Genomic DNA, 6,393 nt, shown 5'->3' on the forward strand with positions numbered 1-6,393 from the left:
GCTTACGCGCCTGCGCAATGGCTGCGTCTGGCGCCAGATACCGGCCTCCATCGGAGAAACTGTCCGAGGTTATGTTGACGATGCCGAAAATGATGAGCGATTTATTCATGGGGGCTTCTATAATAATAATAATCGAGCATGAGTCTCATACGGATGCTCGGGTCGAAAGGGAATCCCCAGGCGAGTAACCTGTTTGCGGTGATCCATTAGCTGCAGGAGCAGAAGAGCATACATCTGGAAGCAAAGCCAGGAAAGCGGCCTATGGAGCTGTGCGGCAGCGCTCAGTAGGCAATTTTTCAAAATATTGTTAAGCCTTTTCTGAGCATGGTATTTTTCATGGTATTACCAATTAGCAGGAAAATAAGCCATTGAATATAAAAGATAAAAATGTCTTGTTTACAATAGAGTGGGAGTGACTGGCACTCACAGGCAATGTCTGGCACTGGCTGGCATCACAGCTGAGACTTCAATATCTCGCAGCTGAGCGATAAACTGTATAAAAACACAGTATCGCAAGGATGCGGATCATGCCCCAAGTGGCGGCCAGGATGGCCAGCCGGGACGAGAACACTGGTCGTTACCAGCGTCACCGGCCCGAGCAAACCCTGCTCTATCGGATCGTCGAAGAATACTACCCGACGTTCGCTGCCCATTTGGCGGCGCAGGGCAGGGAACTGCCCGGCTATGTGCAACGCGAGTTTGACGACTACCTCAAATGCGGCCGTCTCGAACACGGCTTTCTGCGGGTGCGTTGTGAGTCGTGTCACGCTGAGCACCTGGTTGCGTTCAGCTGCAAACGTCGGGGCTTCTGTCCTAGTTGTGGCGCACGGCGTATGGCCGAAAGCGCCGCGCTACTGGTCGATGAGGTTCTGCCCGTACAGCCCATGCGCCAATGGGTACTCAGCTTTCCCTTTCAATTGCGCTTTCTGTTCGCCAGCCGGCCGGAGGTCATGGGCCGGGTGTTGGGCATCGTTTACCGCGTCATCGCCACGCATCTGGTCAAGAAAGCGGGCTATACCCACCAAGCGGCCAAGACCGGTGCCGTCACCCTGATCCAGCGCTTCGGCAGTGCACTGAACCTCAACATTCACTTTCACATGCTGTTCCTCGATGGCGTGTACGTTGAGCGTCCCAATGGAACAGCCCGGTTCCTCTGGGTCAGGGCGCCGACCAGCGCCGAACTCACCCAACTGGCGCACACCATCGCCCATCGGGTCGGCCGCTATTTGGAGCGGCAAGGCCTACTGGAGCGGGATGCTGAAAACAGTTACCTGGCCTTGGATGCGGTGGATGAAGATGCGATGACTCCACTGCTGGGGCATTCCATCACGTATCGCATCGCCGTGGGGCCACAGGCAGGGCGCAAGGTGTTCACCCTGCAGACACTGCCCGCCTGCGACCCGGAAGATCAGTTTGGTGACATGCCCGGTAAGGTTGCCGGTTTCTCGCTACATGCCGGCGTAGCGGCCAAGGCCCATGAGCGCAGCAAACTCGAACGGCTGTGCCACTACATCAGCCGCCCGGCGGTGTCTGAGAAACGGCTGTCGCTCACGAAGAATGGCAACGTGCGCTACCAGCTTAAGACGCCGTACCGGGACGGCACCACGCATGTGATCTTTGAGCCGCTGGACTTCATCGCAAGACTGTCGGCGTTGGTGCCGAAGCCACGTGTGAACCTTACCCGGTTTCATGGGGTGTTTGCGCCCAACAGCAAGCACCGCGCCCTGGTTACACCTGCCATGAGGGGCAAGGGGAGCAAAAAGGTCAAGGTATCGGATGAGCCGCCAACACCCGCTGGGCGGCGAGCGTCGATGAAATGGGCACAGCGGCTCAAGCGTGTATTCCAAATCGACATCGAGACTTGCAGCGAATGCGGCGGTGCCATGAAGGTGATTGCCTGTATTGAAGATCCGGTAGTGATCAAGCAGATCCTCGACCATCTGAAGCAAAAAGCCGAAACCAACGAGTCCAGCCCGTTGCCCGAGAGCCGGGCACCACCGGCTGGCCTGTCGCCGGGTCTGTTTACCTGACCCGTCCCAAACGATTCCGATCACGATGCTGCGGTAATTCAGCCGCGGCAGGGATGCGTTATGCCGGCGGCTTGGGTTGGCCCCGGCTGTCGGGAAAAACGGGTGAATTTTCGGCGGGATCGATGGCTACACGGGCCGGATTCAGAATCACCCACTGGCAAAGCAGGCCGTCATTCGCGGTCTACAGTGGCTGGACTTGGAGAAAAACGGCGTTTATTCTTCCTATACTCTTTTATATCTGATAATTGCAGATTAAATTCAGATAATAAAACATTTACAATATTTTTGAATTGAGTTTCAGAATAAAAAGCTTTATTATGATGTTTTATTCTGGATAAACGCTCTAGTTCCCAATATCTTAATAATGACAATTTACCACCATCATATTCCCAAAGTGAAATATTTTGGTCGTGCCTTTTTGTATCTGTTTTATAAAAATTGGCATACTTGTTTATCTCTACATATGCAAATAAGTAGTAACCTTTTTCCAATTAAGTACCCTTTTATTTAATATCTTTGAGTTCTGCTTCTGTGGACTTTTTCTAATTTTGATTGTTCTTTTAAAAGTTTTTGATAAGAACCTTCTACGAGTTTTTTCTTGTCTTGGCATACAAACTGCTTATATGTATCGAACATTTTAATCCATTGAATATATGTCCAATCGGAAAAATTTAGTTCACTATCTAAATTGATAATTTTTTTCAAACGTTTTTGCTGTTCATAAGAAAAAATATTTTTTGTTTTTTGTTTAAAATTTAATCCTGGGGCAGTATACATATATGATAAAAAATCCCAATATTCTAACATTGTTGCTTTTTTTATATCACAATATTCTTTTTTATGGAAATGCACAAGAACTATAGACACGTTGGGTTTTGGTTTAAAATCTGAAGGCAAAAACTCATAAGCCAGTTTTATATCATATAACGGTTTGAACATAAGTGATTTTAATGTGTCTTTATAATATGGAGTGCCTGCGTATTTTAACATTGCTTCGTACTGCATTATAATATACATATCTTGTGGCGGGTTGATTGCTGTTAGTAATCTTGTTAAGATTTCTCCCGTCATATTAAACGGTATATTAGAAAAAACTTTATAATTGCCATCAGGAAGTTTTATGTTCATAAAATCTTGATTGATAAGTGTTAGTTTTTCACTATTCAAGTTTTGCTTTAAAAATTGATACAAAGAGGTGTCTAATTCAATTGCAATTACACTTTTACTTACTCTTAATAAATGTTCGGTTATTATGCCTTTTCCCGGACCTATTTCATATACAATGTCAGTATTATTTATATTGCTATTTTCAACAAGGCTACTAACTAATTTTTTATCGTGTAAGAAATTTTGTGAATCCCTAATATTTCTTTCCATAAATTCCCTTTAATTGCATAATCTTTAATAGTTTATATAATTAATTATAAGATGAAACGTACAGTTTGTCAACTATTGCCATTTAAATTGGACATATAGCAAGCATACAAAATAATGGTGTTTTTACATATAAAAAACTACTAATACTGGTTACAAATCTTAAACCAAATAAAAATTTGCATAAAAAAAGATGTGATGATTATTAAATTCTTCACAACTTTTATATGTTAATATTTAACCAAAACATTAGATTTTAATATGTTTAGTATTTTACTCTCATACTGGCACCGTGAAGTCTACGTCAATTCCCCAAACATTTAGAGTAAGTGCAAAAAAGCCATTTTTAAAATTTGTTTCGGACAAGTAAAAAGTTTTAGGCTCATCAATTCCCCAATAATATATATCTATATATTCTGCATAAAGAAATTTTTGAGATTCTTCATCGTATTTTATGCCTTCGACACCATATCCCTCTTGAAACCTATAATCGCCTAGTATATTGACAAATTCATGTGATAGATAAGGTATTGCATAGTTTTCATCATTGTTATCGTAGACAGCAATTAAGAGTTGGAATTCATAAGTATCATCATTAGAGTCGATTGCATTAATCGTTATCCATTGTAAACCGACACTTGTGTTGTCATATACAAAATCCTCACCTATTAAAACGGTAATAAACTCATTTGAAATTTCATTAAAATCGTAGAGATCGTAAATTAGTACCTCAAAATCTAATTTTAGACCCGAAAAATCCAAATCCATTGGCACAATTAGTAATGGATTTCTGTTGATTGAACCATATGAGGCATAGCTAACACCATAGTCAATTATGTCAGAATAATCAGTTATGTCAGAAAGATCCATATCGGCTATATTAATTATAACTTGTGAATCATGTATTACATCCCCATCTTTAGCAACTAAAAAGGTTTTTGAGGTGAAATAATCTTTTTCATCAACAGTATATTTGATAACTATAAAGCCGTATCCTTCTGTGTCAATGTCATAAGAAACAACCATATCTTTTGTAACTTGAACATTAGAATGTTTGTGGTGATTTATATAATAAATTCCTAGATATAAACTTAGTTTCATGTCGCTTAAGACTTCTTCTAAAGTGGAGCCTAATTTAACGGATTCAGAGTCTATATCAATTTCAATTTTATTATTAAATGCCAAGTTTTTTGAAAAATCATCGCTTGATATTTCATCTAAAATGGTTTTAATTTTTATTTCAAACTCATAACCTTCAATCTCAATTCTTGTATTATGAATGCCTTCATCCAATATTGTTTCTTGATCTTCATCAATTATGTCCTCAAAGCGAACAGTGTTAAAATATCCATTATCGTAAACTAGCACTATATCAGAAAAAAGCATACCTGCATTATATTCATTGATCTCTTCGTCTTCGATTGCGGTATAAAAAATTAGACCATAATTTCCATTAACATCTTTAGTTGGAGAGAGGTTTATAACTGCTAAAACCTCAAATTCCTCGTCATCTGCAACAAACAAGTCTTCGCGTATTAATGCTGCGTATTCGTTAAAGGCAAAAATAACATCTTCCGATATTTGGGTAAATAGAACAGCTTCCCAATTAGAAAAATAAGCATAAAAATCTTGAGTGCCTTTATTTATTACAAGCCGAATTTTCTAAATTACCTAAAGGAGGTAAGGTTCTTTGCTTAGCCGAAGGTGAAGGTCGCAATGCTGTGTTTTTAGCCAAGCAAGGTTATGACGTTACAGCGGTTGACCAGTCTAGCGTCGGCTTAGAAAAAGCACACAAATTGGCGGCTGAACAGGGTGTAAAAATCACCACAGTGGTAGCCAACTTAAATGAGTATGATTTAGGCGTAGACGCTTGGGATGGCATCGTTTCAATTTTCGCTCATGTGCCTCTTGAGTTACGGTTGAAATTGCATAAGCAGGCAGTGGCTGCATTAAAAGAAAATGGCGTCTTTATGCTAGAAGCCTATACAGCTGCTCATATTGACATGGATGGAGTGGGTGGTCCTCCTGCCTCGCAAATAGATATGTTTATGTCGCTTGAAGGGTTGCAGCAAGAACTAAACGGTTTGGATTTTATAATAGGTGCTGAAGTAGAGCGTGAAATCTCTGAAGGAAACTATCACCAGGGTAAAGGAGCAGTCGTTCAAGTGGTTGCCTGTAAGAAATAGTTAGTTAAATAGTAAGTTCTAAGGAAAGTAATGAGTACGTTTAAGCAATGGGTAAACCGTCTTTTAGGAGACGTAGGAACCGTTTTTTACCTATCAATACTCTTTATTGGTTTGTTTTTAATTGCCACAGTCAGTAACCCTGATGGCGTTCAAGAGTTAGCGCAAAAAGCACTGGATGCGACCGCTGATGACTTTGGCTGGTTGTACTTATTAGTGACCAGTGGCTTTGTCATTTTTACACTCTGGTTGGGGTTGTCACGCTTTGGCAGTATTCGCCTCGGGCCTGATGACGAGGCACCCGAGTTTAGCTATGGCTATCGCAAGGATGCGGATCATGCCCCAAGTGGCGGCCAGGATGGCCAGCCGGGACGAGAACACTGGTCGTTACCAGCGTCACCGGCCCGAGCAAACCCTGCTCTATCGGATCGTCGAAGAATACTACCAGACGTTCGCTGCCCATTTGGCGGCGCAGGGCAGGGAACTGCCCGGCTATGTGCAACGCGAGTTTGATGACTACCTCAAATGCGGCCGTCTCGAACACGGCTTTCTGCGGGTGCGTTGTGAGTCGTGTCACGCTGAGCACCTGGTTGCGTTCAGCTGCAAACGTCGGGGCTTCTGTCCTAGTTGTGGCGCACGGCGTATGGCCGAAAGCGCCGCGCTACTGGTCGATGAGGTTCTGCCTGAACAACCCATGCGTCAGTGGGTGTTGAGCTTCCCGTTTCAGCTGCGTTTCCTGTTTGCCAGCCGGCCCGAGATCATGGGGTGGGTGCTGGGCATCGTTTACCGCGTCATTGCCACGCACC

Annotated in this window: 6 protein-coding genes and 2 pseudogenes; 4 read left to right on the top strand and 4 right to left on the bottom strand. The window is 43.1% G+C overall.

Annotated features, from left to right (window positions below):
* Nucleotides 1-109 (bottom strand): annotated as a pseudogene (locus FTU03_RS15535) (dihydropteroate synthase); the annotation flags it as partial.
* A 418-nt stretch (nucleotides 110-527) separates the two neighbouring features.
* Between FTU03_RS15535 and FTU03_RS15540 the strand changes: the two are divergent.
* Nucleotides 528-2,030, top strand: a complete 1,503-nt coding sequence (locus FTU03_RS15540; RefSeq protein ID WP_138773302.1) for an IS91 family transposase — start codon at nucleotides 528-530, stop codon at nucleotides 2,028-2,030.
* A gap of 170 nt (nucleotides 2,031-2,200) precedes the next feature.
* On the opposite strand, the gene FTU03_RS15545 is transcribed toward FTU03_RS15540, so the two are convergent.
* From FTU03_RS15545 to FTU03_RS15555, 3 genes are all read right to left on the bottom strand, one after another.
* Entirely contained in the window at nucleotides 2,201-2,521 is a 321-nt protein-coding gene (locus FTU03_RS15545) for a hypothetical protein (RefSeq protein ID WP_179990683.1), read from the bottom strand.
* A gap of 16 nt (nucleotides 2,522-2,537) precedes the next feature.
* Entirely contained in the window at nucleotides 2,538-3,407 is an 870-nt protein-coding gene (erm, locus tag FTU03_RS15550; RefSeq protein WP_107318659.1) for a 23S ribosomal RNA methyltransferase Erm, read from the bottom strand.
* A 276-nt stretch (nucleotides 3,408-3,683) separates the two neighbouring features.
* Nucleotides 3,684-4,928 (bottom strand): hypothetical protein, encoded by a 1,245-nt coding sequence (locus FTU03_RS15555; protein ID WP_179990686.1) that lies wholly within the window; start codon nucleotides 4,926-4,928, stop codon nucleotides 3,684-3,686.
* 149 nt (nucleotides 4,929-5,077) lie between these two features.
* Between FTU03_RS15555 and FTU03_RS15560 the strand changes: the two are divergent.
* The 3 genes and pseudogenes from FTU03_RS15560 to FTU03_RS15565 all read left to right on the top strand — a co-directional run.
* Nucleotides 5,078-5,590: pseudogene (locus FTU03_RS15560) on the top strand (class I SAM-dependent methyltransferase); the annotation flags it as partial.
* A gap of 30 nt (nucleotides 5,591-5,620) precedes the next feature.
* Nucleotides 5,621-6,100 carry a BCCT family transporter gene (locus FTU03_RS16365; protein ID WP_338242671.1) on the top strand — a complete coding sequence of 160 codons (480 nt, stop codon included), beginning with the start codon at nucleotides 5,621-5,623 and terminating at the stop codon, nucleotides 6,098-6,100.
* Nucleotides 6,003-6,393, top strand: a 391-nt coding sequence (locus FTU03_RS15565; RefSeq protein ID WP_373684511.1) for a transposase zinc-binding domain-containing protein, incomplete at its 3' end; no start/stop codon positions are given. The genes FTU03_RS16365 and FTU03_RS15565, both read left to right, overlap by 98 nt.

Origin of the sequence: Acinetobacter sp. YH12046, assembly GCF_013419905.1 — a bacterium.
Lineage (GTDB): Bacteria > Pseudomonadota > Gammaproteobacteria > Pseudomonadales > Moraxellaceae > Acinetobacter.

What these genes read in the sequence shown, in the direction of transcription:
- erm (WP_107318659.1), bottom strand. Translation starts at nt 3,407, where the DNA reads ATGGAAAGAAATATTAGGGATTCACAAAATTTCTTACACGATAAAAAA.
- FTU03_RS16365 (WP_338242671.1), top strand. Translation starts at nt 5,621, where the DNA reads ATGAGTACGTTTAAGCAATGGGTAAACCGTCTTTTAGGAGACGTAGGA.
- FTU03_RS15540 (WP_138773302.1), top strand. Translation starts at nt 528, where the DNA reads ATGCCCCAAGTGGCGGCCAGGATGGCCAGCCGGGACGAGAACACTGGT.